We start from the raw sequence: 25,049 nt of genomic DNA, 5'->3' as shown, positions 1-25,049 counted from the left end.
GGAATGACACGCAATTTCCATGGCGACATAAATTGTCGCGGTCCGACGCAATGATTCTCCACCCGAAACAATCCAGGGAGAATCATCTTGAAAAACTACCGCCGCCTTAGGGCATCCCTCTATATTGACGGGGCCGTCGCCACTGATTCCGCGCAAGCCCTCCATGCCGCCATCTGGGCGATGCGCATGGCCGCGGGGGAAATCCGGGGCGACCTGCTCAGCCAGGACGACGAACTCTTCTTGAAACTGGCCGGACCCTTCATGCGCTGGTCTAGAGCCGCCATGACAGGCTATCTCGCATGCTTCGATAGCGACCCCGAGCGCCGTGCCACCCTGGAAGCCATGAGACCCTCGGACGCATGGCGGCAACTCGCCTGCGAGTACGACCCGGAGGCAATGCGTCTCCTCAGGGCATTCCGGATGGCCGACCCGCGTAAATTCCACCGGATGCTGCGGTCGTCACTTTCGGCCCTCGAACTGCGACTTGCCTCCAGTGTTGATCCGATCGCCAAGAATATCGGGATGCTCCGTTCCCTGCTCGATCTTACGGAAACGGAATGCAAACTCCTTCACCTCGCCGCCTGCTCGGCCCAGAACGCCCTCGTTCAGAGCGCACTCCACGGCATCAGGATCGCCAGTAGTTGCGACGCCATTTGTCTCATCGGCATGCTGATCCAGGCGCCGGAAAACGAGGTTGCCAAGGCACTCAAGGCAGGCGCTCCGTTGTCGTATTTCCGATTGGTCGGCATTGACCGGGTGGCCATGACCATCGGTGACACCATCGTCCTTGAGGATTGGTTCAAGCAATACCTGTGTGAACCACATGATTCCATGGAAGAGATGATGCGCAATTTCATTGTCCCGGCCAGCCATGGCGTACTTGGTGAAGCGGACTACCCGCATCTGGCGGACGACCTTGCCGCACTGAAGCGATACGTGAGCGGCGCTAGAGAGGCTGGCACTCGCGGCGTCAATATCCTGATCTACGGGAAATCGGGAACCGGCAAGACCGAGTTCTCCAAGTTGTTGGCGAACACCGTGGGGGCGAGACTCTACGAAGTCGCCAGCAGTACGCCGGAAGGCTTCCCGGTCGCGCCGGAAGAACGGATCGAATCGTTGAAGATATCGCAGAGCTTCCTGGCCCGGCAGGGGGGCGCGATCATTCTCTTCGACGAGATCGAGGATGTGTTTTCCGGGCGGGGTGCGACAGAATCCGGCGGATCACGGCGGCGCCTGCCGCCAGCCGGCAAGGCCTGGATGAACCGGGCGCTTGAAACCAATGAGGTGCCGGTGATCTGGGTCTCCAACCGTATCGATCAACTGGACGGGGCGTACCTGCGGCGCTTTTCGTACCACCTGGAAATTCGCACCCCGCCCGTCGCGGTGCGCCGCCGCATTGCCCAGCGCTATCTTGAAAACACCCCGGTCAGCAACGGCTTCATCGAGCAGATGGCCCATGAATCCGGGCTGACGCCGGCCCTTCTCGAAAGCGCAGCGAAGGTGGTTTCGCTGTCAGGGGGGCTTGACGGTGAAAGTGCCGAGCGCCTGGCGTCCCGGGTCATCCGTCAATATCAGGCTGCAACGGGCCAAAGCCCACGCAACGAGATCCGGTCCGGTGTCACGCACTACTCGCTCGACTATCTCAATATCGACAGCCGCTACAGCGTTGAACAGATCGTCTCCAGCCTGGCTCGCCGACCTTCCTCCAGCCTTTGTTTCTACGGACTGCCCGGTACCGGCAAGACGGCGCTGGCCGAACACATTGCCGTAGCGCTTGGCAAACCGCTGCTTGCAAAGCGCGCTTCCGACCTGCTTAGCAAATGGCTCGGTCAGTCTGAAAAGAATATCGCAGCAATGTTCGAAGAGGCGGATGCCCAGCAAGCCATTCTCTTCCTCGACGAGGCCGACAGCCTGCTCAGGAACCGCGAGCAGGCTCAGAAGGGCTGGGAGGTCAGCCAGGTCAATGAACTGCTCCAGCAGATGGAGCGCTTCAATGGGGTCTTCATTTGCGCCACTAACCTGTTCGGCCAGATAGACGTCGCCGCGCTGCGCCGCTTCGCTTTCAAGATTGCCTTCAAGGCCATGCGCCCGGAACAACGGGTGCGCATGTTCGTGCACGAAGCACTTGCCGGTAATGAGTCAAGCCTTGACCAGCGTTTGCGTGATCGCCTGAACGCCCTTGCAACCCTGGTGCCCGGTGACTTCGCCGTCGTCAGGCGCCAGGCGGCCTTGATCGGTATCGATCCCGACCCCGAGCAGTTTCTGGCAGAACTCGAGGCCGAATGTCGGATCAAGCCGGCCGGCGGGTCTCGCCCCATCGGATTTGTCGCATGACCGCCGGAAGGCATCCCCGGTGTGCGCAGATTGAGGCATCGCAATTCGTTACCGGTCAAAGAGTGAAGCAATGAACAAAGAAACCTGTCGCTGGATCACGGTCAAGCCGCTCCTGTTCAACGACCCGGAACGCGGTGAGGTAGTCGTCATTCCCGACGGCGAACTCTGCAACCTGATCGACTCCGTCGATGACGCCCGCCGCCGCGGACTCCTCACCGACGAACAGGCCGTCTGGGCCGCGAAAACCAATGTGCAGCGCGGCTATTGCCTGGTCTGGCTGCGCGGATGTTTGCGCGGAGTGGCGCCGGAGGACATTGCCCCACGTAACAGGTAGCAGCTGCTGCCGACTTCGCCCTAGGCAGCTGCCGATTCGAGGCATTTCAATGCGTTTGCTGGCACGCGACGTATGCTGTCGTCTTGTCTGAGATACTGATACCCTTCAAACAACGTTTCCACGAAAGAAAGGAATGGAATGAGTGAAATTGCATTCACCAAGGTCGACTTGCCCTACGGCTGGCTGGGCAATATGAGCCCACACATCGTGAAGTACCAGAACCAGTGGTACAAGACAGCTGAAGCCCTGTTCCAGTGCATGCGTTATGAGGGTTTCCCGGAAGTGCAGCAGGAAATCAGGGATCAGAAATCACCCATGTCGGCAAAGATGGCCGCCAAAAAGTACAAGAAGCTGATTGCAGGCAGGTGTTCCAAGGAGGAAGAGGAGGTCAAGGATCTGGAGCGTATGCGGGAGTGCCTCCTGCTCAAGCTGAGTGCCCATCCTGACCTGAAGCGGCGACTCCTCGGCACCAAGGATGCGCTGATCATTGAGGACTGCTCGCGACGCAAGGGTGGCAGCGGGATGTTCTGGGGGATGGCGAAAGTCGAGAATGAATTGCCCGATGGAACCCGGTCGATGGGCTGGGTTGGGCGCAATGAGCTGGGCAAGCTGTGGATGAAGATCCGGGAGGAACTGGCAAACGAGCAGCAGGGGGTGTAGCGCGACGTGTATTGTCGCGGGAGCCTGGATCATCGCGTTGTCTTCAGCAAAAGAGAGAAACGCGATGATCAGGGAATACGAATTGGTTTGCGCTGCCTTGAGCGCCGCTGGCGCGAGGCGGCACCTGAACGCCGGGCAAGAGTCGGCTTGATTGTTCTGGTCTAGTCGGGATTGATAGTCTGCCTGGCCGACCGAGCACTGGCGGTAGCGCTGGAGCCCGATACCCAGCCGTCACCCCGATTGATGCAGCGCTACAGCAATAGCCTTAGCGCCTCCTCTCCCCGGCGCTCAAGCCCCAGACGCCGATGGTGCCGCGATCGTGCTTTTCGAGAAAACAGATGTGTTTTCCGTATTCCGGCCAACATGGCTCGCGATAGCGGTCACGCGAGCCGATTCCTCCATAGAGCAGAAATTTTGGTTTCCCGGCGGGGTTGTTTTCGACAGTTCGGGCGAGAATCTGGTTCGGGTCTTCAAAATTGCTCCAGTTACCCCCAAAGCCATGCCCCGGTTGAATCACGGCGATGGCCTTCGGAGCAACTGAGTTTGCAACATATAGAGCCTGATAGGCGGCAGCGCCGTCGGCACAAAGGTAGAGCAGGCTGAAACGTGATGGCCCATGGCTGGGAGGCCGGTCACTACAACGTTGAAAAATTATCCATGCACAGAATGGCTGCTCTATCCACCCGAGTTCTTTGATCAATCCAAATTCTCCACGGGTGGAACTTCCGTCAAGGTGTGTCGGAAATTCAGGCCAATTCAGTTCCTGAGCGGAGACTGAGCGCGCTGCGATAGCTTCGTATCCGAGAAATCCTGGATTAGCCAATGCTTGCAGAAATTCTGCCTCGGAGCGTCCATAGTCCGCGTAGATGAAACTGTGGATATTTCCCGCGAGGAACTTCACGGGATCGCCGTCAAAGGCCGATGACGGGTAATAAAAAGAACTTCCGAGCAATTTCATCAGTGGAAATTCGGAGCGATGCATCGTGCCAGTTGAAACATCAGACAGCCAAATTGGGCAGGTCACCTTGGGAAGTTGTCCTAACAAGATATCGCTCTTATTGGGTTTGCTCAACGAAATTAATTATGATTATAAAATCCCACAATCTGCCGTTGAATAGCAGAAGGATTTAATAACCCTCCATAAATAGAACGGCTTCAACCTCCCTAAGGGTCCAGGTGTCTCTCCCCCCCTCCTTTTTATCATTCAATATTGTTTTTATCTCCTTGCATAGGCGGTTAGCGTCGATCTGAGCTTGGATTACCCGATAGGCGACAGGCCAATTTTTGTATCGATAACCTCTGGGTCTTGTTCCCCCCATGCCGCCATATACGCCCAGCGCGCTAAATTCATTCCGGAAAACTTCTACCGTATCAACGCTTGTCTTGTCTTTGGTTCGCATTGGATACATATACTCAGCGGCGGTCAGTATGGCAGCCGCAACTCGCGAATCGTAAATTACATATTCCTCAGGTCTGGCAAGGGCGTAAACTTTCGTGAGAGTGCTATCGACCTCTGTAATCTCTCCATTTCGCAATGCTTCAAGGTGTGCGACTATCTCGTCACCATTTCGTCTTGTCCCGTTTGGGTTTCCCCATTTTCGTATGTCATCATATATTTTGAGGGCGCTATCAGCAGAGATCACTGTGGACGCTAGCATTGATTCAAGCCTATCCTCGAAATCCTTCAGGATTGACTTTGTTTCGTTCCAATTATCTCCATTCCATTCATATGCATCTAAACGGGGCTGCCAGCCAACAACTGGAATGCTAGGTACCCAATAATCGGATGATCGGCCAAGCCCTTTCTTAAGGTATCGAAAAGGCCGATTTCTGAGGTAATCGACCATTTTTAAGGCAATATCCCTTGCTGTCGAGTTGGCATTCGGTTGTTTAGATGACCTAAATTCCCGTCCCTCTAGGAGAGCCGATGCCAATTCATCACCATCATCCTCATAGTCATCACAATTCAACGAGTAGTGTCCGCGATTGAGTCTGATAAACAGGGCGTCGTTAGGGGTAGTGACAGAATTACCACGTCTTTCGCCGGGACCTACTGAGAAGTTGGCTAAAATAGTTCCAATATGCTTAAGCGTATAGCGATCATTAAGATGCTCTTTCGACGAAATGTACCCCTTTACTTGATCAGATGTGAATATTTCACCCAGTTCCCTGCTTCTGATAGCTTCTTGAATAACATCGCGCAAATTAGACATGGTTTCTTTCTAGAGAGTGCATTTATTGATTTCAGAATTGGGTGGACAAATTGAATGTGTATAGCAGCATCTTATATTTAGATGTTGTCGTTCATGACTACCCAGATTCGCCTAAGGCTCATATTTATAGTTATTTTTTGCAACAAGCAATTTATTACATATTTCTTCTCGAAGATCTGTCGGCTCATGAACAATTAAGTCTTCCAGCTTACCTACAAGCCACCACCGCAATTGCCAGGTATCCTGAACAGTCGCCTCGATCCGGAACCAGTCCCCGTCCGGCCGGATTTTCTGATGTGCCGATAACTTGGTCTCCTCGAGTTCCCGCGCCAGCATCGGTGAGATTCTCGCCACAAGATTGATTGGCTTTGCCTCACCAAATCCCATCCCGCCGTCGTCGATGAACTGTTTCAAAGAAAACCCCTTCGGACGCTTCACGTCTTCGTAGGTGTTCATGACACCGCTCATGCGGTGCAGGGCAAACGGGCGCGGTTCCTCGTAGTGGAAGGCGGTGGCGATCAGGTAGGTAACCGGCCCGCGCTGAACTAGTCCGAGCGGATGCAACTTCAACTCCTTGGGCTTATCCGCTGCCACGCTGCGGTAGCGGCAGGTGATGACGAAGTCCTTGAGCAGGCAGTCCTGGACCGTTTCGAGCACCGCCGGGTCGATTTTTGGCGGGATGAAGGGCACCATCGGCAGTACGCTGGCCACCTTGTTGGCCCAGCCGCTGACTGCGTTACGCGGGTTCACGGCGTCGAGCTTCTCGGCGGCGTTTTGGAGGCGTGGTTCGAGCGCCTTGAGTACACTGGCCGGCAACAGTGGGCGCAGGGAGGTCTCGATCAAACGGAGCGTCAACGCATCGGTCAGTTCCAGGCTCTGGATATCGAGCTTGGCGCCACTTTGCCAACGCCACAGGGTTTCGTTTTTTTCGCCGGCTTCGCAGTCGATGTCGAAGACCTCGGCAAGCGCCTTGAGATCGCGCTGTACGGTGCGCAAACTGACAATGTAACCGCGCTCGCTCAACTCATTCTGGAACTCCGATGGCTTCAGGCCCGGGGAACGGGCTGAAGGGATGATCTTCAGCACTTCCCATTGGCGCGCGATGGCGCCATCTGTCGAGTTAGCCGGCATTGGCACTCTCCAGAAAGCGCGCCAGATGCACCAGCGCCTCGGTATCTCGCCCGCAGTAGTCGAGCAGGTGGCGGCGCAGTTCGCTGCGCCGCTCGGCGCCGGTCTGCGGTTCCATCACTTCCAGAAAGGCCTCCTGGGCAAGGACGCCGTCACGGACGGCAAGGTTCGCGTAATCAAGGTGTGGGGCAACGGTCGGCAGGACGCGCTTGAGCGACCAGGAGCCGTGCATGTCAGGGTGATAGTAACTTGCCAAAGTCATCTTCTCAAGGCAGCTCAGACGGTTCGCGATTCCGGTCAGCGCATCCGCGAAGTCGGGAATCTGTTTGGCCAGTTCGCGGAGCCGCAATGCTTCGAATTGCGCGTGGTAGGCATAGATCGGCCCCTCGTCGCCAAGTGCCGCGATCAGCGTTTCGGCGCATTCTCGCCGCGGATCCTCAGTGCCCGTCGCGAGGAACTCGCGGTGCTCAAGCACGCCGGGCGCAGTTTCCGTATGGCAGGACCACTGGAAGGGAATTACAAGATGTGGCCCCGTGTCCGGCCAGACTGGGCAGCCGACCGCGATCGTCTCGAAGTCGAAGTAATGGCGGGGGTAGGGCGCTGCCCGCAATTGCGAGCCGGCTACGTCGTCCAGGTAGGCTCGGCCGGTGATCGCTGCCTCGCGAATACGCAAATGCTTCTCCGATTTCAGGAGATGCTGGGGGATCTGGCGAATGTCCGAGTAGCCGGCGGCGCGCAGGGCAGCCTTGTGCTTCGGGTGCGCACGGTATAGCTCGTCGATGGGGAACTCGGTGGGATCTGTTTCAGTGGCGGCACAATGTTTGAGGAAAGGGCATTCATACGGATCCCTGCATTGTGGCCCGCAGACGATACCTGGTTCAGCGCCAGTCAGCGTTGCACGCGCTGCCGTGACCCAGCCCGCGATCTGAGGTGTAAAGCTGTCGACCGCTCGGGTCACCTCCTGCGGCTTGATCAACCCTGTGTAGTCACCACCACCAGCGTAACGAAAATTCCTGTCAGCATGGGCAACCTGAACCGACGTGAGCGGCAAGCCGGTTGCCCGTACGACCCATGCCTGGATCGCCGCATCCTCGACGTGGTAGTCCTTGACGGAAGACGATCCCTTGACTTCGATCAGTTGGGCTCCGTTCCTGCCGGGGACGAGGACGTCGGCGCGTATCAGAACCCCGTCATGCTCGAAGGTGGCTTCGAACAGCGGTTTTTCGGGATGATCGGCAAGCGCCGCGCGGGTCTGCTCAAGGGCGGCGCGCAGGTCGTTCGTGTCGATCAGGATGCCGTCAGGATAGAGTCTTCGCGCGGCCTCGCCGATGCGGTTGCCACTCTGCATTGCCAGGCGGGCCAAGGGCGACTCGGTCGCCAGTTCCGGCCGGAAGGTCTGCAGCCACAAGCGCTTTGGACACTGGCGGTAGGCCATGATTTTAGATTTGGAGAGTCCGTGCAATTTTCTTCCTTTAATTTCTGTCGGCATATTTTCACCCATTGGCCACGAAACCGATGGACTGGATGCGACCGTCCTTCTTGAGGCGCGCCTCGGCAAGCAAAGCCTCGATGAATTCTCCGGGGCCGGCAATCGGGCTGAAGCAGTGCCGGCGCGCAACGGTTGCAAAGTCGCCCGGCGTGAGGTTGCCGATGCCCGACAGGCGCGCCTTGTGAGGCGCACCCGGAGTGGCCAGGCCAAGCGCGCGGCAGAAGCTTTCCAGCAGACCACAGGCTTGGGCCGGATGCAGGTAACCGAAGCGGATTTTGAGGTCGAAGCGGCGGATTGCCGCCGGATCGAGATTGTCCATCAGGTTTGTCGAGGCAATGAAAACGCCTTCGAATGCTTCCATCTGGGTCAGCATTTCATTGACCTGTGTTACTTCCCAGGAGTGGCGAGCCCCGTTGCGATCCTGAAGGAAGCTGTCCACCTCGTCGAGCATCAAGACGGCGCGATCCTCCGACGCGCTGCGAAACGCTTCGGCCAGCCCCTGTTCGCTCATGCCGACATACGGGGAGAGGATGTCCGAGATGCGCTTGACGTGCAGGGGGGCGCCGATTTCCTCGGCCAGCCAGCGGCCGAAGGCCGTCTTGCCGGTGCCCGGGGGGCCATACAGACAGAGCCGGCCACGCCGGGAGCGGCGAATGCCAGCGGCGATGTCGTTCAGGTTGGCGTCCGCTGCCACGAATTCCGGTGCGTAGGCCGCCAGCGTGTCGTTTGCTGCCAGCGTGGGCAGTCCAGCATGCCCTTGCGCAACGAGCACGCCATCGATCAGCAGGCGCAACGCATTTGCCCGTTGGGCCGGCAGGAATTCGTCATGCACGGTCCGCAACACGTTGGCGGCCCGGGTGACAACGGCCGGGGTGAGATGTTCGGCATCGGCAATCCGGGCAATCGCTGCTTCGGGCACCATGTCATCGGCAATCTCCCGGACCAGGCTGCGCATTCGGTTGCGCGGCGGGGGCGGCATCGCAAATACCATCGTGAAGCGGCGGATAAATGCAGGATCGATTCCCTTGATCGCATTGGTCAGCCAGATCGTCGGTACTTGGTTGTTCTCGAGCGTCTGGTTCATCCATGCCTTGCACGACTGGGCCACACTGGGTGGCGCGAACAACGTATCGCCGCGGCCAAAGATGTCTTCCGCTTCATCGAAAACCAGCAGGTTTTTAGACGATCCCAGCAGGTTCAAGGCCACACGGTATGCGCCGAGGCGTGCCTCGCCATCGATCGGCTCGCCCTCACGGTCCGCGCTGGCGACTTCATGCAGGACTGAGGCGGTTTCGCGAGCCAGGATCCGCGCGAACTCGGTCTTGCCAACGCCCGGGGGGCCATAGATCAGAATGTTGATTCCCGTCAGGCGGCTTTTACGCGCACTTTGCAACAGCGGAAAGAGGATGTCGATTTGCGCCTGCATGTGGGCAAAGTCCTTCTTGTCCAGTGTCGCCGGGGGGGAACTGAAAAATACGTCTTCAAAAAGATCCTGCGTGCTGCCGGCTTCAATCATCATCCGTTCGGCGAAGTCGCCTGGAAGCGTATTCAATTTCTCCTTCAGATTGACATGTTCGCGCCGTTTGATGGTCAGCAATCCGCTGACGACAAGCGGGCTCGTATGACTCAGCTCCCGGCGCACAGTGCCTTCCCGCACACCAAGGATCATCGAAAGTGAGTGATAGAGATCGCTGGTCGATAAATTGGCGAGCATTTCCATGCCATTAGCAATTCTGCGGACATTTTGCATCATCAGCGTGAAGCAAAGGAGCTTTCGTGCGGTCGGAGAGAGACGCAGCGCCTTGCCGAGGCGCTCGACATTTTTCTCGAGGGCCGCTGGCGGGGCCTTGCGCATCCGCTTGTGCTCGAACTGTGCGAGCAGTTCGCCTAAACGCGACTCCAGCAGCGCGAAAACCGGTTCGCTTTTTTCATCGACGCACCCATCGACCCCCAGATAATGAACCAGTCCAAGGCTCTCCCAGCCGAAGGCGCCGATCATGCGTGATTTGCCGTCGAGTTTGACCATGGCACGGTAGAGCCACAACTTGGCGAGGTTCTCGGCCGATTTTGGCAGCGCTGACCTGGTCTTGCAGATGGCTACGGGCAAATCGAACATATGCATCCCCTGTGATGATGTTGAAGTTACCGACTGATGCCGCCGGAAAATGCTGCGGCGTGATTCATGAGGAGGCGCCAAATTTCTGGCTGGCCGGCCCCGCTACTTTTTCTATCGCGGATGGATGTTCTCAGCCACGGTGACAGCTTGTGTCGCGAGATCATCGAAATGTTTGGCTCGCGGCCAAGACAGAATCGGAAACAACAGATTGAATCTTCCCGCCCCTTGCCAGGAGCTGCATCGCCCCGATGAATGCTCATCCCGAGTTGTTGTCGGTGGGTCGGCACCCTTCGCGACCGCTCCACGCCGAAACCTGCCGCTGAGCCTTGGGCTGCTTGTTCGGCTACTCGGGGTCGGGAGTACGCATTCGCCAGAAATGGAAGCTGCCGCTCGTAACCACTCAAGGTGGAACGCCAGGTAAGCAGCGAATTGCCCCCCCGATTGAATGGCTCAGGCCAATGGCTGCTGTGGCCAAATGTGGACGTAAGGGAAAAGGTGGGGTGCCTCCCACCCGCTCTTAAGCCGATCGGTATCTGAACCTTATTGCCGGAACGACGCTTAGATTGGCCTGCCGAGCTAGGGTCGGTTTACAGTAGCTGATTTGTGTTTTCATCCTGAATTTTGGATGTTGCACACAGCAAAGACGGAACCGTAAGCTTGCACGGTGTTGAGGATGCAGAGCGTCCGCCACGCGTTATTGATATCAGAGTCCCCAAGAGTGAGTTCGAAAAACGCTTTTCGATCTGGTACTCTGATGAGTTTGATCACGTCGATCAGTTCGTGACGGATCGTTAAGGGCCGGATAGCGACGGCGTGTGCAAAATTTGTGTCAATGGATAACACAGCGTGATCCCATCGAACTCGGTGAAAAGGCTACAAATCGTTTGACTGCTGGCCGGCGGAGACAAGAGTAATCAAGAATGCGAACCTCAAGCGCGCTATTGACCTTTCTAAGGAGTGGAAGCCATGACTGAAAAGTTCACCCGCTGGGCCCCAGCCGCTCACCTTCAGAGCGACGCGGACATGGCCTTGTATCTCGACGCCTGCCTCGACCAAGACCCCGGCGATGGCAGCGTGGTTCGCGCTGCGCTGAATGACGTTGCCCGGATGCAGGGGATGATGCAGCTTGCCCGTGCTACCGGACTGACCCGCGAAGGGCTCTACCGGGCATTGTCGCCGGCCGGTAATCCGGAGTTCTCGACGATCCTGAAAGTCATCAAGGCACTGAAGATCAAACTGCATACAACCACTGGCGATGACCACCTGGTGGCAGCCTAGCAAGGCCGTGGCGAGTAGCCAGATGAGTAGCTATAAAACGTTTAAGTCTTACATATCCAATAAATACACGGCCTAGCGCCGTATAACCATAGAGTTGCAGGAACTATGATCGAACTCGGCGTCAATATCGACCATATCGCCACGCTGCGCCAGGCGCGCCGCACCTACGAACCCGATCCGGTCTGGGGCGCGGTAGAGGCCCATCTCGGCGGGGCCGACGGCATCACCGTCCATTTGCGGGAAGATCGGCGCCACATTCAGGATTCCGATGTGCGTCGCCTGCGCGAGCTGACCCAGGTCAAGCTCAATCTGGAAATGGCGGCAACCGACGAAATGATCTCCATTGCTTGCGGCCTCAAGCCCGAAATGGCCATGCTGGTGCCGGAAGGCCGGCATGAGGTGACGACCGAGGGCGGCCTTGACATCGTCGCCCAGGAAGCCCGCCTCAAGGATGTGATCGCCCGTCTCGCCGACGCCGGCATCGTCACCAGCGTCTTCATCGACGCCGAGATTCCGCAGATCAAGGCGGCCGCGCGGATCGGTGCCAGCGTCTGCGAAATTCACACCGGTCCCTATGCCCACGCTTTTCATGCACGTGGACGGGATGCCGAAGCACCGGCGGTCGTCGCCGAACTCGCCAAGATTCGCGCCGCCGGCCAGCGTATCCGCGAACTCGGGATGCGTTTCAACGCCGGTCACGCGCTCAACTACTACAACGTGCAACCGGTCGCCAGCCTGCCCGGCATCCGTGAACTGCACATCGGCCACTCCATCGTCAGCCGTTCCATCTTCGTCGGCCTGCGCGAAGCGGTGCGCGAGATGAAGCAGCTGATGCGCGAAGCGGCGAATCCGCACCAGGCATGATCCACGGCATCGGCACCGACATCGTCGCCGTCAGGCGCCTGCAGGGCATGTGGGAGCGCCATGGCGAAAAGGCGCTCGACAAGCTGCTGGCGCCGCAGGAACGGGCCGATTTCGCCGCGGCAGCCGACAAGGGACGTTTCCTCGCCAAGCGTTTCGCCGCCAAGGAAGCCTTCAGCAAGGCCCTCGGCACCGGCGTCCGCCCGCCCGCCGTGCTGCCGGCCATCGCGGTCGCTCACGACGAACTGGGCAAGCCGTGCTTGACCTTCTGCGGTCGACTGGCGGAAATGGTCGAAAACCAGGGCCTCAAGGCCCACCTCTCCCTCAGCGATGAAGCCGACTACGCCATCGCCTACGTCATCCTGGAGCGCGCATGAAGCAACTCCCTCTCGGGCCGCTGATGATCGACATCGCCGGCACCCGGCTGACCGACCTCGATCGCGAACGTCTGTGCCATCCGCTGGTCGGCGGCATCATCCTGTTCACGCGCAACTACACCGATCCGCAGCAACTGGCGGCGCTGACCGCCGAAATCCACGCCCTGCGTGCGCCGGCCCTGCTGATCGCCGTCGATCACGAAGGGGGCAGGGTGCAGCGCTTCCGGGAAGGCTTCACCCGCCTGCCGCCGATGGCCGCCCTCGGGCGGCTCTGGAATAGCCAGCCGGCCGCCGCGACCGCTGCCGCCCATGACGTCGGCTACGTGCTGGCGGCCGAATTGCGCGCGTTCGGCGTCGACTACTCCTTCACTCCGGTGCTCGACCTCGACTACGGTCCGTCGCGGGTCATCGGCGATCGCGCCTTCCATCGCCAGCCGCAGGCGGTCGTCGCGCTGGCCGGCGCCCTGGTCGCCGGTTTGCGCGCCGGCGGCATGGCCTCCTGCGGCAAGCATTTCCCTGGACACGGGTATGTGATTCCGGACTCGCACGTCGAGTTGCCGGTCGATGAACGCAGTCTCGACGCAATGCAGGAAGACCTGCTGCCCTACCGCCAGCTGTCGCTCGACGCGGTGATGGCCGCGCATGTCATCTATGGCTGCATGGACTGCAATACTGCTGTTTTTTCAGATAAATGGATCGACTACCTGAGAAACGACGTTAAATTTGAAGGCGTCGTTTTCACGGATGATCTCTCGATGGCCGGCGCCGGTATCGTCGGCGGCATGCTCCAGCGCGTCGCTACCGCCTATCGCGCCGGTTGCGACATGCTGCTCGTCTGCAACGCACCGGATGCCGTCGCCGAGGTGCTCGCCGGCTGGCGGCCGGAAATCGATCCCGCCAGAGCGGCGCGCGTCGAGAACCTGCTGCCGCGGCAGCCCGCTGCCGATTGGGCTGCGCTCCGGGCCGACCCAGCATATCGGGCAGCACTCGACAGCATCGCGCAACTGACGGCCTGAAATAAAAACGGGCAGCCGAAGCTGCCCGTTCTTCCTGCGGAGTCCTCGCAAATTACTTGACGCGGTTCCGGTATTCGTCGGTACGGGTGTCGATTTCGATCTTGTCGCCGATATTGACGAAGGCGGGAACCGGCAGCTCGAAGCCGGTTGCCAGCTTGGCCGGCTTCATGACCTTGCCCGACGTGTCGCCCTTGACAGCGGGTTCGGTGTAGATCACCTCGCGGACGACGCTGTTCGGCAGTTCGACCGAAATGGCCTTGCCGTTGTAGAAAACGACTTCGCAGGCGAGGCCGTCTTCCAGGTACTTCAGCGCGTCGACCATGTTTTCGGCTTCGACTTCGTACTGGTTGTAGTCGGCATCCATGAACACGTACATCGGATCGGCGAAGTAGGAATAGCTCACTTCCTTCTTGTCGAGGACGATCTGCTCGAACTTGTCGTCAGCCTTGTAAACCGCTTCGGAAGCGGCGCCCGACAGCAGGTTCTTGAGCTTCATCTTGACGACGGCGGCGTTGCGGCCGGACTTGTTGTACTCGGTCTTCTGGACGACGAGCGGGTCGGCACCGACCATAATGACGTTGCCGGAGCGGAGTTCCTGTGCGGTCTTCATTCGGGATTCCCAACGATCTGAAAAAGAAAAACGTTAAATTATACCTTGCCCGCGCAGAACTTGACGAGTGCCGCCGCAAGATCGGGATGGCCAGCCAGGCGCTCCGCCCAGTGGCGGTTGTGCTGGGCGATCTCCGGTCTCGCCGCCAGAAAGCTTTCCCATGCCCGGCCCAGACCGTGGCCGGAATTCCACGCCTGGAACAGGTCGACCGCAGCCGCCGCGCCGGCGGCGCCCAGCCCGGCCACGTATTGCGCCAGAAAGGCCCGCAGCTTGGCCATGTGCGCTTCGTCCGCCTGCCGGTACGCCTGCCACACGAAGGGCCTGGCCGCCCATTGCGCGCGGACGAAGGAATCCTCGCCGCGGACGAAGTTGATGTCGCAGCGCCACAGGAGACGGTCGAAATCATCCTGCGGCAAGAAGTCGAAAGGGATCACCGTCAGTTCGCCGCGTCGCCACGGTCCGCTGCCGCCAAACCGCGCAGCGACCGCGGCGAGCGGCTGGCCGGGCGCGACATGCAGGCGAACCGCCGTCGGCGACCTGGCGAGAAGGTCGAGCAATTCGCCGACCGGGGCGCTTTCGTAACAGAACATGCTGACGTCGAGCCCCTCGCTGCGAGGAAGTCGCGCCATTTCGGCATCGCGTGCCGCCAGCAGTCCTCTCTCCCGCAACAGGCCGCCGCTGGCGGGCGAAAAGCCCGGAAAGTAGAAATATTTGACCAGCGGCAGGGAAGGGTGGGGCGAAGCCATGCCATGACAGCCCTCGGCCCAGGCTTCCGCCGTCAGGTATTCGAGATTGATCCAGCACGGCCTGGGCGACTTTCGGGCCATCCCTGCGACGACAGACGCCGGGAGGTCGCAGCCGAAGGCCTCGATAATGACCTCCCCAACGCGGTCGACCGCAACCGGCTCGACCCAATGGCGGATTTCAACGCCACGGCACGCCTGGACGGCCAGCGCGACGTCGGTTTCCGGGCACAACGGCTGCAGGCTGTGCAGGTCGTCGACCCACAGCCTGACCCGCCGCCCATGTTCGTTTGCCAGTTGCCGCGCCAGGCGCCAGCAGACGCCAATGTCGCCGTAGTTGTCGATGACGCGGCAAAAGATGTCCCAATTCGGCTGCATGGGCGCCATGCTAACATCGCCGCCATGCCTTCATTCCACGACCCGCAAGACTGCATCGCCTGCCCGCGCCTGGCCGGGCACCTCGCCGCCATTCGTCGGCGCGACCCGCACTGGCACGCGCTGCCCGTGCCCGCCTTCGGCCCGCTCGGCGCCGAACTGCTGGTGGTCGGCCTCGGCCCGGGAGAGAAGGGCGCCAATCGCACCGGCCGTCCGTTCACCGGCGACGTCGCCGGCGAACTGCTCTATCCGGCCCTGCATCGCTTCGGCTTCGCCAGCGCCGCCGAGCCGCTCGGGCCGGACGGCCTGGCCAACCCGGCCATGCACCTGAGCAACTGCCGCATCACCAATGCAGTGCGTTGCCTGCCGCCAGCCAACAAGCCGACCACCGCCGAGATCCGCCAGTGCAACGGCCATCTACGTGCGGAACTGGCAGCCATGCCTCGCCTGAAGGTCATCGTCGCGCTCGGCGCCATCGCCCACCAGGCACTGCTGTGGAGCTACGATCTCAAGCCCCGGCATTACGCCTTCGGCCACAATGCCAGCCACGCCCTTCCGGACGGGCGCCTGCTGGTCGACAGCTACCATTGCAGTGGCTACAACTGGCGCACCGGGCGATTGTCGCGGGAGAGCTTCGAGGCCGTCTTCGCCGGCGTGCGAGCCCGCCTGGAGTAAATCCGCGAAGCAATGAGTTTCGACGCCAAGTCATTCCTCGCCTCGCTGACCGAACTGCCCGGCGTCTACAGGATGCTGGGGGCCGGCGGTGCCGTGCTCTACGTCGGCAAGGCCAAGAATCTCAAGAAGCGGGTCGCCTCCTACTTCCGCGACAACCTGGCAAGCCCGCGCATAGCGCACATGGTGAGCCAGATCGAGGCGATCGAGACGACATCGACGCGCACCGAGGCAGAAGCGCTGCTGCTGGAAAACAACCTGATCAAATCGCTGTCGCCGCGCTACAACATCCTGTTCCGCGACGACAAGTCCTATCCCTACATCGTCCTCACGCGGGACGAATTCCCGCGGCTCGGCTTCTTTCGCGGCAACCCGGACCGCAAGGCGGACTATTTCGGCCCCTATCCGTCGTCGTGGGCGGTACGCGACAGCATTCACCTGTTGCAAAAGATGTTCCGCCTGCGCACCTGCGAGGACACGGTGTTCGCCAACCGCTCGCGTCCCTGTCTGCTCTATCAGATCAAGCGCTGCAGCGGTCCGTGCGTCGGGCACATCGCGGCGGACGACTACGCCGCCGACGTTCAGCTGGCCTCGATGTTCCTGCTCGGCCGGCAGCAGGAGGTCACGAAGCGCCTGAGCGATGCGATGGAGGCCGCGTCGCAGCGCCTCGCTTTCGAGCAAGCGGCGGTCTACCGAGACCAGATCCAGTCCCTGCGCCAGGTCCAGGAAAAGCAGTACGTTTCAAGCAGCAAGGGCGAAGACATCGACATCGTCGTCGGCCTGCGCGAGGCGGGGCAGCTCTGCGTCAACCTGGCGATGGTCAGGGGCGGCCGCCACCTCGGGGACCGCCCGCGGTTTCCGGTCAATGCCGGGGAATCCTCCGCCGCCGAAGCGGTGGCCGCGTTCATCCGCCAGCATTACGCGGCGCACCCGGCACCGGCCCGCCTGATCGCCTCGCCGCTGCCCGAGGAAGAGGAGGGGAGCGACCTCGGCGCCCTGCTGGCCGAGATGGCGGGCCGGCCGGTCCCGGTGATCGAGGCGCGCTCGGTCCTGCATCGGGCCTGGGCGGAAATGGCCTTGCAAAACGGCCGCCTGGCGATCCTCGCGAGAAACCAGGCGTCGGCGCAACAGGAACAGCGCCTGCAGGCCCTGCAGCAGGTGCTGGCGTTTCCCGAATCCTTACAGCGCATCGAGTGTTTCGACATCAGCCATACGCAGGGCGAGGCGGCCGTGGCATCGTGCGTGGTCTACCACGGAAACGGCATGAAGAAATCGGACTACCGCCGCTTCAATATCCGCGACATCACTCCCGGCGACGACTACGCCGCCATGCGGCAGGCCGTGACCCGGCGCTACGACCGCGTCGCCACCGGCGAGGGCATTGCCCCCGACCTGATCCTGATCGACGGCGGCAAGGGGCAGGTGAGTGCCGCCTACGCGGCACTTGCCGACCTTGGATTGGGAGAACTCGCGATGGTCGGCGTCGCCAAGGGCGAAGAACGCAAGCCCGGCCTGGAAACGCTGATTTTCCCGGACGGGCGCGAGCCGCTACAATTGCCGCCGGAACACTCGGCTTTGCACCTTATCCAGGAGATTCGCGACGAAGCGCACCGCTTTGCCATTACCGGCCACCGTGCCCGCCGCGGCAAGGCGCGCAAGACCTCACGGCTCGAGGATCTCCCGGGCATCGGTCCGGCCCGCCGCAAGGCGCTGGTCGCGCGCTTCGGCGGTCTGGCCGGCGTTCTTGCAGCAACGCCGGACCAACTGGCCGAAGTGCCCGGAATAAGCCGGGAGCAGGCCGAAAAGATTTACGCAGCCCTACATTGAGTCGATGCCTTTCAATCTGCCCATCCTGCTGACCTGGTTACGTATCGTCGCCATTCCGCTGCTGGTCGCGCTGTACTACCTGCCCGCCGACTGGGCAACTGCACATGAACGCGACCTGGCGGCAACGGCGATCTTCATCGCCGCCGCGCTTACCGACTGGGCCGACGGCTACCTGGCCCGCAAGCTGAACCAGACCTCGGCTTTTGGCGCCTTCCTGGACCCGGTCGCCGACAAGCTGATGGTCGCCGCAGCGCTCATCGTTCTCGTCCAGCTCGGTCGCACCGACGCGATCGTCGCCGCGATCATCATCGGGCGGGAAATCACCATTTCGGCCCTGCGCGAGTGGATGGCCAGGATCGGGGCGACCAAGAGCGTCGCCGTGTCCCTGCTCGGCAAGATCAAGACTGCAGCCCAGATGACGGCAATCCCGCTGCTGCTCTTTCATGCCGAATTGCTCGGATACGACTCGCAGCAGCTGGGCAACTGGCTGATCTGGATCGCGGCGCTGCTGACCCTGTGGTCCATGGGGTACTACCTGCGGATGGCATGGCCGGAAATCGCAGCCCGCAGTCATGAAAAATGATGTACCCAATGTTGACATATCCCTTGCAGCGCCTATAATGCGCGCTCTGTTTCAGCGCGGCAGTAGCTCAGTTGGTAGAGCGCAACCTTGCCAAGGTTGAGGTCGAGAGTTCGAGACTCTTCTGCCGCTCCAGTTTTCCGGGGGAAAGCACAGCTTTCCCTTTTTAGTTGTACAAGCAACGATTTTCGGCAGGGCGCGATAGCAAAGCGGTTATGCACCGGATTGCAAATCCGTGTAGGTCGGTTCGACTCCGGCTCGCGCCTCCAGGAATTTGCGGCAGTAGCTCAGTTGGTAGAGCGCAACCTTGCCAAGGTTGAGGTCGAGAGTTCGAGACTCTTCTGCCGCTCCAAATCAAAAGGGAAAGCGATGATCGCTTTCCCTTTTTCGTATCGGGGCACCGATATAATCGACGCATGGCCCGGGTGGTGAAATTGGTAGACACAAGAGACTTAAAATCTCTCGGCCTCTGGCTGTACGGGTTCGACCCCCGTCCCGGGCACCAACGGTAAGCCCATGATCATTTACGATCTTCGCTGCGACAATGAGCATCAATTCGAGGGGTGGTTCCACAGCGCCGCCGATTTCGACGCCCAGACCAGTCGCCATCTCGTCAGTTGTCCGCAGTGTGACAGCCATCAGGTTCGTCGCGTGCCGTCCGCAGTAGCGATAGCAGGGCACAACGCCCCCGAACCGGCAGGGCCGGCTCCAAGCGCGTCCAAAACCGGCAGCATGGCAGCGATGCCAGCCGGAACGCAGATCATGGCTGCTTATCGGCAGTTGGTCAGGGTGATGATCGAACACAGCGAAGACGTCGGCAACGCATTCGCTGTCGAGGCGCGAAAAATCCATTACAACCAAGCGCCAAGTCGCGCGATACGGGGAAATGCCACGGCGCAGGATCTCGACTCTCTTGCCGACGAGGGGATTCCCGTCATGCATCTGCCGAACATCAGGGAAGAGGATCTGAACTGATCCATTTTCCTGTGGTTGATATTATTTTACATAATACAAATTATGCGCACTAACGGTACTACACGATCAACCCGGCTGGTCGACGTCATTCAGCACGCCAGGATCGTTTACCGCGCACGTCACCAAGGCGGCCGGATCACCTGAAATGATTGCCTTGCCACCCTCGTCGCCGCGCAGCGCCAGCAATGCCGCCCGGTAATCGGCGGCGAATCCGACCGGATGTCCCATCTGCCCCTCGAACGTTGGGCGCGCGATGCATGCGCCCTGAGCCAGCGCACTGAGCACCGCCGTATAGCTCGCCGGCGCGATGAACGGCATGTCGGCGAGCGCAACCAGCCAGCCGCCTGCTGCTCCATCTGCCGTCGCCGCGACGCCTGCAGCAAGACTATGCCCCATGCCCGCCGCGGCCTGCACACAGGCCACACAGCGCAATCCTTCAGTCGACAGCAGCGCTACGAGTTCTTCGTCCTCCGGGCGCACGACAACCACCATGCGCGGGCACGCCGCTGCCAGCCGCCGTGCCGCCTGAAGCACCATCGGCGTACCGTCGGCCAGCCGGTGCCAGCGCTTGTCGCTGCCGAAGCGGCGGCTGCGGCCGGCAGCAAGCAAAAGTCCGGTAACTTCCCTCACCCGGCGCTCACCTCACCGCACAGCCCGGCGCATGGGTCACCGCCGCATTGCGCCCAAGCACGCCATTCTTCACGGCCGTCATCTCGGCCAGGATGGCAACGGCGATCTCCGGTGGGGTCCGGCTGCCGATCGGCAGGCCGACCGGGCCGTGCAGGCGGTCGATTTCAGCCTGTGTCAGGTCGAAGTACAGGCGCAGCCGCTCGCGGCGTTTGGCGTTGTTGGCGCGCGAGCCGAGCGCGCCGACGTAGAACGCCGGCGACTTCAGCGCTTCGAGCAATGCGAGATCGTCGAGCTTCGGGTCATGCGTCAGCGCGACGACTGCGCTGCGCGGATCGAGCGCAAGTTCGTTCACCGCGTCGTCCGGCATCGTCAGGACGCGCTCGGTACCTGGTACCTCCCAGCCGTCAGCATATTCATCCCGAGGGTCGCAGACGAAGACACGGTAGCCGAGCGCCTGCGCCATCGGCGCCAGGTAGCGCGAAATCTGGCCGGCGCCGATGATCAGCAGCCGCCAGGCCGGGCCGTGCAGCGTCACCAGCGTTTCGCCGTCCCACTGCGGCGCATCACCAGTGCTGGCGCCCTCGACAGTAACTCTGCCATTAGGAAGGGAGAGCCGCCGTTGCGCCAGTTGCCCGCTTTCGATGCGTGCAGCAAGCTCCTCCAGCAGGCCGGTGTCGGGCGCCGGTTCGAGCACCAGTTCCAGCGTGCCGCCGCAGGGCAAGCCAAAACGGTGCGCCTCGTCGGCGGTGACACCATAGCGCAGCACGCGCGGGCCGCCGGCGGTGAACTCGCCACCCTGCGCGCGGCGGATCAGATCGTCCTCGATACAGCCGCCAGAAACCGAGCCCTGCACCTGCCCGTCGTCGCGCAGGATCATCCATGCCCCGGGCGGGCGCGGTGCCGATCCCCAGGTGCGGGCGACGGTGACCAGCGCGAAACGATGACCTTCAGTCGCCCAGCGGCGGGCGGCGGCGAGCACTTGTTGGTCGAGGCTGTCCATGTCAGGCGGCCAGCTCGCGCGTGTCGAAAGGCAGCCGATACAGGCGCTTGCCGGTCGCTGCCGCCAGCGCGTTGGCCACCGCCGGGGCCACCGGCGGCACGCCTGGCTCGCCGATGCCAGTCGGCGCCGCGGCGGAGGCAACGATATGCACTTCCACCTTCGGCATGTCGGGCAGGCGCAGCAGCGGGAAGCCGTCGAAATTGCCCTGCTCCACGCGACCGCCTTGCAGGGTGATCTCCTCCGCGAGAGAACTGAGCGCGAAGCCGATGCCACCCTCGACCTGTGAGCGGATGTTGTCCGGATTGATCGCCGTCCCGCAGTCGACCGCGCTGACGATGCGGTCGACGCGGAACGAGCCGTCCTTTTTCACCGTGACTTCGGCGACCTGCGCGACGTAGGAGCCGAACGACTCGTGCACCGCGATGCCGCGCCCGCGCCGCTCGCCGGATCTGGCTGGCAACGGCGTGCCCCAGCCGGCTTTCGCCGCTGCCAGTTCGAGTACGCCGGCGTGGCGTGGATGGGCCGCGAGCAGTTCCTTGCGCAGCGCGACCGGGTCCTTGCCCATCGCCGCCGCCACCTCGTCGAAGAAAGCCTCCGTCGAGAACGCGGTATGCGAGGAGCCGACCGAGCGCCACCACAGCACCGGCACGCCGATGTCGCGCGGCGTATGCAGATCCACGGTCAGCGCGGGGATGGCATAAGGCAGGTTGGCGGCGCCCTCGACCGAAACCGCGTCGATGCCGTCCTTGACCAAAGCCGACTCGAACGGCGAACCGATCAGGATCGACTGCCCGACCAGCCGGTGCCGCCAGCCGGCGAGCTTGCCGTCCTGGTCGATCGCCGCTTCCAGCGCGTGGTGGAAGAGCGGCCGGTAGTAGCCGCCGCGCATGTCATCCTCGCGCAGCCAGACCAGCTTCACCGGGGCGCGGCCGCCGATCGCCTTGACGATCTGTCCCGCCTCCAGCACGTAGTCCGAATCCTTGTTGGCGCGACGGCCGAAGCTGCCGCCGGCGTAGAGCATATTGATCTTCACCTGCTCCGGCTGCAGCCCGAACAGCTGCGCCAGCGCGTGCTGGTCGCCAGTGTGCAGTTGCTCGCCGTTCCACACCTCGCAGCCGTTGGCGGCGAGGCGGATGACACAGTTCAGCGGTTCCATCGCGGCATGCGCCAGATACGGGAAGTCGTAGGCGGCACGCACCACCTTCGCTGCGCCGGCGAAGGCCTTGTCGCTGTCGCCAACCTGTTTGGCGACCAGCCCCGGCGTTTTCGCCAGTTCCTTATAGCGCGCGAGAATCTCGGCGCTGCCGAGCCGGAACGCGGCGCTCTCGTCCCACGACACCGTCAGCGCGTCACGGCCCTTCTTCGCGCTCCAGGTATCCTTCGCCAGCACGGCGACGCCCTGCGGGATCTGCACGACATCGACGACGCCCTTCACCGCCTTCGCCTTGCCGGCATCGAAGGATTTCACCCTGGCGCCGAACAGCGGCGGGTGGGCGACGACGGCAACCAGCATGCCGGGCAGGAAAACGTCCTGCGTAAACTTCGCGCTGCCGTTGGTCTTCGCCGCCGAATCCTTGCGCCTAGCCTGCTTGCCGATCAGGCGGAAATCCTTCGGGTCCTTCAGCTTCACCTCGGCCGGCACCGGCGACTTCGCGGCCTCTGCCGCCAGCTCGCCGAAGGTCGCCTTGCGGCCGCTCGCCGGGTGGCCGACCACCCCGTCGCGGACAACGATCTCGGCCTCGCCGACCTGCCATTTGCGTGCGGCCGCCGCCACCAGCATCGCCCGCCCGGCGCCGCCCGCCTTGCGCAGCTGCTCCCAGGAATTGGCCATCGCGGTACTGCCGCCGGTGCCCTGCGCCGGGCCCCAGAACAGGTTGTTGTAGCGCTTCGCGTCGGCCGGCGCGCCTTCGACGCGCACCTGTTTCCAGTCGGCGTCGAGCTCCTCGGCCAGGATGGTGGCGAGCCCGGTGTAGGTGCCCTGCCCCATCTCGAAGTGTTTCGAGATTACCGTCACGCTGTTGTCGGCGCCGATGCGCAAAAAGGCGTTCGGCTCGAAGTTGACCGCGGCGGCAAGGCCTTCGCCGGCCTTGCCCGGCCCCGCGGCCGGCAGCTTTTCGGCGGCGATGGCAGGCAGGCAGAAGCCCAGCGTCAGGCCGGCGCCGGCCTGCAGGAAACGGCGGCGACCGAGATCGGCGCCCTGTTCAACGCTCAGGTTGGTGATTCCAGGATTCGTGTTCATCGTCGCCCTCCTCACGCCAGCGCCTTGGCGGCTTCATGGATCGCCGCGCGGATGCGCACGTAGGTCGCGCAGCGGCACAGGTTGCCGGCCATCGCGTTGTCGATGTCCTCGTCGGTCGGCTTGCGGTTCGCGCTCAGCAGCGCCACCGCGCTCATGATCTGGCCGGACTGGCAGTAGCCGCACTGCACCACGTCAAGCCGGCGCCAGGCCTCCTGCACCGCCTTGCCTACTTTTCCGGCATCGACCGCCTCGATCGTCGTGATCTTCTGCCCGACCGCCGCCGATACCGGCAGCGAGCACGAGCGCACCGGCGTGCCGTTAAGATGCACTGTGCATGCGCCGCACAGCGCCTGGCCGCAGCCGTACTTGGTGCCGGTAAGCTGCAGCGTATCGCGCAAGGCCCACAGCAGCGGGGTATCCGGCTCGACATCGAGCGTCACCGCCTTGCCGTTCACGTTAAGTCGGATCATCTCTGTCTCCTGTTCAGGGTTGGGACAGCAACGCCGGAAGGCGCCGCAGAATGCGAGCAGTGTGCGCGCGACGGAAGCGCGGCCGATAACCCAAAAATACGAACTTGTTGCCTGATCCTCCGGAAATCGGCCCCTGCCTCTCGTCCCCGGCAAGCAAAAACGCTACGCTTGCGGCCATGGATAACGCCGTTCTGACCCGCCTCCGGGAAAATGATTCCGTCGCCGCAACGCTGGCCCGCCAGCGCGCCGAACTGGCAGCGATCATCGGCCGCCATTGCCGGACGGACGGACCGAGCGAGACCGCCATCCCCGGCCTCGCCCTGTTCCGCGGTTCGACCACGGCGGCGCCGACCTGTACCGTCGTTCCCTCGGTGTTCGCGATCATGGCCCAGGGTGCCAAGCGCCTGCAGGTCGGCGACGACGTCCTTGAATACGACGCTCGTCACTACATGATCTCGTCGGTCGACCTGCCGATGTCCTCGTGCATCACCTGCGCCTCGGCCAACGAGCCCTACCTCGGCTTCGCACTCGCCCTCGACCCGCTCAAGCTCGCCGAACTCACCGCGGCGCTGCCGCAAAAACGTGCCATCTTGACGGTCGACCGCGGCATCGCCATCGGCGAACTCTCGGTCGACATCCAGAACGCCGCGCTGCGCCTCGCCCGGCTGCTCGACGCGCTGGGCGACATCCCGGTGCTGGCGCCGATCATCGAAAAGGAGCTGCTCTACCGCCTGCTCACCGGCCCGCTCGGGGCGCGTCTACGCCAGGCGGTGATCGCCGGCAGTCACAGCCAGCAGATCGCGCGGGCCATCGACTGGCTGCGCAGCAACCTCGACCAGGCGACGAACATCGATCACCTGGCCGACCTCGCCAACATGAGCCGCTCCTCGCTGCACCACCACTTCAAGGCCCTGACGGCGATGACCCCGGTGCAGTACCAGAAGCAACTGCGCCTGCAGGAAGCGCGCCGGCTGATGCTGGTCGAGGATCGCGATGCCGCCACCGCCGCGCACCGCGTCGGCTACGAAAGCGCCTCGCAGTTCAGCCGCGAATACCGGCGCCAGTTCGGCCGGCCGCCGGCGAGCGACGTCGCCGATCTGCGGCGGAACGGCGGCTAGGCCG

At 61.8% G+C, this 25,049-nt stretch carries 23 protein-coding genes and 4 tRNA genes; 16 read left to right on the top strand and 11 right to left on the bottom strand.

Annotated features, from left to right (window positions below):
* Window positions 1–87: 87 nt before the first annotated feature.
* From GH660_RS09505 to GH660_RS09495, 3 genes are all read left to right on the top strand, one after another.
* Window positions 88–2,334, top strand: coding sequence for an ATP-binding protein (locus GH660_RS09505; RefSeq protein WP_153146423.1), 2,247 nt, complete (start codon window positions 88–90; stop codon window positions 2,332–2,334).
* Between the two features lie 70 nt (window positions 2,335–2,404).
* Window positions 2,405–2,668, top strand: coding sequence for a hypothetical protein (locus tag GH660_RS09500; RefSeq protein WP_153146422.1), 264 nt, complete (start codon window positions 2,405–2,407; stop codon window positions 2,666–2,668).
* A 138-nt stretch (window positions 2,669–2,806) separates the two neighbouring features.
* Window positions 2,807–3,328, top strand: coding sequence for an NADAR family protein (locus GH660_RS09495; protein WP_153146421.1), 522 nt, complete (start codon window positions 2,807–2,809; stop codon window positions 3,326–3,328).
* Between the two features lie 265 nt (window positions 3,329–3,593).
* On the opposite strand, the gene GH660_RS09490 is transcribed toward GH660_RS09495, so the two are convergent.
* From GH660_RS09490 to GH660_RS09470, 5 genes are all read right to left on the bottom strand, one after another.
* On the bottom strand, window positions 3,594–4,400 hold the full coding sequence (locus GH660_RS09490) for a hypothetical protein (protein ID WP_153146420.1): 807 nt from the start codon (window positions 4,398–4,400) through the stop codon (window positions 3,594–3,596).
* A gap of 55 nt (window positions 4,401–4,455) precedes the next feature.
* Window positions 4,456–5,541, bottom strand: coding sequence for a hypothetical protein (locus GH660_RS09485; RefSeq protein ID WP_153146419.1), 1,086 nt, complete (start codon window positions 5,539–5,541; stop codon window positions 4,456–4,458).
* A gap of 111 nt (window positions 5,542–5,652) precedes the next feature.
* A complete protein-coding gene (locus GH660_RS09480) occupies window positions 5,653–6,672 on the bottom strand; it encodes a YafY family protein (RefSeq protein WP_153146418.1) in 1,020 nt (339 codons plus the stop codon).
* Window positions 6,662–8,158, bottom strand: a complete 1,497-nt coding sequence (locus tag GH660_RS09475) for a DUF2779 domain-containing protein (protein ID WP_228276439.1) — start codon at window positions 8,156–8,158, stop codon at window positions 6,662–6,664. The genes GH660_RS09480 and GH660_RS09475 overlap by 11 nt, the downstream gene beginning before the upstream one ends.
* 4 nt (window positions 8,159–8,162) lie before the next feature.
* A complete protein-coding gene (locus GH660_RS09470) occupies window positions 8,163–10,274 on the bottom strand; it encodes an ATP-binding protein (protein ID WP_194266278.1) in 2,112 nt (703 codons plus the stop codon).
* A 966-nt stretch (window positions 10,275–11,240) separates the two neighbouring features.
* On the opposite strand from GH660_RS09470, the gene GH660_RS09465 reads away from it, so the two are divergent.
* From GH660_RS09465 to nagZ, 4 genes are all read left to right on the top strand, one after another.
* Entirely contained in the window at window positions 11,241–11,552 is a 312-nt protein-coding gene (locus GH660_RS09465; protein WP_153146415.1) for an addiction module antidote protein, read from the top strand.
* Window positions 11,553–11,657: 105 nt separating this feature from the next.
* A complete protein-coding gene (locus GH660_RS09460) occupies window positions 11,658–12,416 on the top strand; it encodes a pyridoxine 5'-phosphate synthase (protein WP_153146414.1) in 759 nt (252 codons plus the stop codon).
* A complete protein-coding gene (gene acpS / locus GH660_RS09455) occupies window positions 12,413–12,790 on the top strand; it encodes a holo-ACP synthase (RefSeq protein WP_153146413.1) in 378 nt (125 codons plus the stop codon). The genes GH660_RS09460 and acpS overlap by 4 nt, the downstream gene beginning before the upstream one ends.
* Window positions 12,787–13,806 carry a beta-N-acetylhexosaminidase gene (gene nagZ / locus GH660_RS09450; protein WP_153146412.1) on the top strand — a complete coding sequence of 340 codons (1,020 nt, stop codon included), beginning with the start codon at window positions 12,787–12,789 and terminating at the stop codon, window positions 13,804–13,806. Before acpS ends, nagZ begins: the two co-directional genes overlap by 4 nt.
* 52 nt (window positions 13,807–13,858) lie before the next feature.
* On the opposite strand, the gene efp is transcribed toward nagZ, so the two are convergent.
* Both efp and earP read right to left on the bottom strand, forming a co-directional pair.
* Entirely contained in the window at window positions 13,859–14,416 is a 558-nt protein-coding gene (gene efp / locus GH660_RS09445; protein ID WP_153146411.1) for an elongation factor P, read from the bottom strand.
* A 38-nt stretch (window positions 14,417–14,454) separates the two neighbouring features.
* Window positions 14,455–15,546 carry an elongation factor P maturation arginine rhamnosyltransferase EarP gene (gene earP / locus GH660_RS09440; RefSeq protein WP_153146410.1) on the bottom strand — a complete coding sequence of 364 codons (1,092 nt, stop codon included), beginning with the start codon at window positions 15,544–15,546 and terminating at the stop codon, window positions 14,455–14,457.
* A gap of 15 nt (window positions 15,547–15,561) precedes the next feature.
* Between earP and GH660_RS09435 the strand changes: the two genes are divergently transcribed.
* The 8 genes from GH660_RS09435 (at window position 15,562) to GH660_RS09400 (ending at window position 19,588) form a co-directional block, all read left to right on the top strand.
* Complete coding sequence (locus tag GH660_RS09435; RefSeq protein WP_153146409.1) at window positions 15,562–16,209, top strand: uracil-DNA glycosylase; 648 nt, start codon at window positions 15,562–15,564, stop codon at window positions 16,207–16,209.
* 12 nt (window positions 16,210–16,221) lie between these two features.
* Window positions 16,222–18,033: an excinuclease ABC subunit UvrC gene (gene uvrC / locus GH660_RS09430; RefSeq protein ID WP_153146408.1), complete on the top strand. Its 1,812-nt coding sequence runs from the start codon at window positions 16,222–16,224 to the stop codon at window positions 18,031–18,033.
* Window positions 18,034–18,037: 4 nt separating this feature from the next.
* The gene (pgsA, locus tag GH660_RS09425; RefSeq protein WP_153146407.1) at window positions 18,038–18,616 is read left to right on the top strand and encodes a CDP-diacylglycerol--glycerol-3-phosphate 3-phosphatidyltransferase; all 579 of its coding nucleotides are present in this window, start codon (window positions 18,038–18,040) and stop codon (window positions 18,614–18,616) included.
* 56 nt (window positions 18,617–18,672) lie between these two features.
* A tRNA-Gly gene (locus tag GH660_RS09420) sits at window positions 18,673–18,748 on the top strand.
* 60 nt (window positions 18,749–18,808) lie between these two features.
* A tRNA-Cys gene (locus GH660_RS09415) sits at window positions 18,809–18,882 on the top strand.
* Between the two features lie 7 nt (window positions 18,883–18,889).
* A tRNA-Gly gene (locus GH660_RS09410) sits at window positions 18,890–18,965 on the top strand.
* 67 nt (window positions 18,966–19,032) lie between these two features.
* A tRNA-Leu gene (locus tag GH660_RS09405) sits at window positions 19,033–19,118 on the top strand.
* Between the two features lie 11 nt (window positions 19,119–19,129).
* Window positions 19,130–19,588: a DUF1178 family protein gene (locus tag GH660_RS09400; RefSeq protein ID WP_153146406.1), complete on the top strand. Its 459-nt coding sequence runs from the start codon at window positions 19,130–19,132 to the stop codon at window positions 19,586–19,588.
* A 66-nt stretch (window positions 19,589–19,654) separates the two neighbouring features.
* Here GH660_RS09400 and GH660_RS09395 read toward each other — a convergent pair whose 3' ends face one another.
* The 4 genes from GH660_RS09395 to GH660_RS09380 are packed head-to-tail and all read right to left on the bottom strand — an operon-like array spanning window position 19,655 to window position 23,927.
* Complete coding sequence (locus GH660_RS09395) at window positions 19,655–20,218, bottom strand: NTP transferase domain-containing protein (RefSeq protein ID WP_153146405.1); 564 nt, start codon at window positions 20,216–20,218, stop codon at window positions 19,655–19,657.
* Between the two features lie 7 nt (window positions 20,219–20,225).
* Entirely contained in the window at window positions 20,226–21,218 is a 993-nt protein-coding gene (locus GH660_RS09390) for an XdhC family protein (protein WP_153146404.1), read from the bottom strand.
* A 1-nt stretch (window position 21,219) separates the two neighbouring features.
* Window positions 21,220–23,457, bottom strand: coding sequence for a xanthine dehydrogenase family protein molybdopterin-binding subunit (locus tag GH660_RS09385; protein ID WP_153146403.1), 2,238 nt, complete (start codon window positions 23,455–23,457; stop codon window positions 21,220–21,222).
* Between the two features lie 11 nt (window positions 23,458–23,468).
* Window positions 23,469–23,927, bottom strand: coding sequence for a (2Fe-2S)-binding protein (locus GH660_RS09380; protein WP_153146402.1), 459 nt, complete (start codon window positions 23,925–23,927; stop codon window positions 23,469–23,471).
* Window positions 23,928–24,103: 176 nt separating this feature from the next.
* Here GH660_RS09380 and GH660_RS09375 point away from each other — a divergent pair, with 176 nt between their 5' ends.
* On the top strand, window positions 24,104–25,045 hold the full coding sequence (locus GH660_RS09375) for an AraC family transcriptional regulator (RefSeq protein WP_153146401.1): 942 nt from the start codon (window positions 24,104–24,106) through the stop codon (window positions 25,043–25,045).
* The last annotated feature ends 4 nt before the right edge of the window (window positions 25,046–25,049 follow it).

This window comes from Dechloromonas sp. H13 (genome assembly GCF_009469615.1).
Taxonomy (GTDB): Bacteria; Pseudomonadota; Gammaproteobacteria; order Burkholderiales; family Rhodocyclaceae; genus Azonexus.
This window is presented reverse-complemented; position numbering and strand designations above follow the sequence as displayed.